Source organism: Mesorhizobium sp. M1E.F.Ca.ET.063.01.1.1, assembly GCF_003998155.1.
Lineage (GTDB): Bacteria > Pseudomonadota > Alphaproteobacteria > Rhizobiales > Rhizobiaceae > Mesorhizobium.
The window spans coordinates 1-776 of sequence record NZ_RZSC01001367.1 but is presented as its reverse complement, the minus strand read 5'-3'; the positions used below and the strand labels follow the sequence as shown (position 1 = coordinate 776).

Genomic DNA, 776 nt, shown 5'->3' with positions numbered 1-776 from the left:
CCGCCGTCATAGCCGGAGATGGTGATGTGGTCGGCGCGCGCCTTGGCGACGCCCGCCGCGACCGTGCCGACGCCGACCTCTGACACCAGCTTGACCGACACGTCGGCCGCCGGGTTGACGTTCTTCAGATCGTAGATCAGTTGCGCCAGATCCTCGATCGAATAGATGTCGTGATGCGGCGGCGGCGAGATCAGGCCGACGCCTGGCGTCGAATGCCTGACCTTGGCGATGGTCGCGTCGACCTTGTGTCCGGGCAGTTGGCCGCCCTCGCCGGGCTTGGCGCCCTGCGCCACCTTGATCTGCATGACGTCGGAATTGACCAGATACTCCGCCGTCACGCCGAACCGTCCCGACGCGACCTGCTTGATTGCCGAGCGTTCCGGGTTCTTGCCGCCGCCCGGCAGCGGCAGATAGCGGTCGGCCTCTTCGCCGCCCTCGCCGGTGTTCGACTTGCCGCCGATGGTGTTCATTGCGCGCGCCAGCGTGGTGTGCGCCTCCCTGGAGATCGAGCCGAACGACATCGCCCCGGTCGAGAAGCGCTTGACGATCTCGGCCGCCGGCATGACCTCGTCGATCGCGACCTTCCTGCGGCCGGTCTCTTCCGCCAGCTTGATCTTGAACAGGCCGCGGATGGTCTGCGCCCGCGCGCTCGCGCTGTCGATCTGCGTGGAATACTCCTTGAACGTATCCCAGGAGCCCTGGCGCACGGCATGCTGCAAGGTGGCAACCGCGTCCGGCGACCACATATGCGCCTCGCCGCGCATGCGGAACATATA

The 776-nt window shown here is 66.6% G+C and carries 1 protein-coding gene; it reads right to left on the bottom strand.

Annotated features, from left to right (window positions below; all coding sequences use genetic code 11):
- Positions 1–776 (bottom strand): glutamate synthase-related protein (locus tag EOA29_RS38630; RefSeq protein WP_245468802.1); only part of this gene is annotated, 776 nt, incomplete at both ends.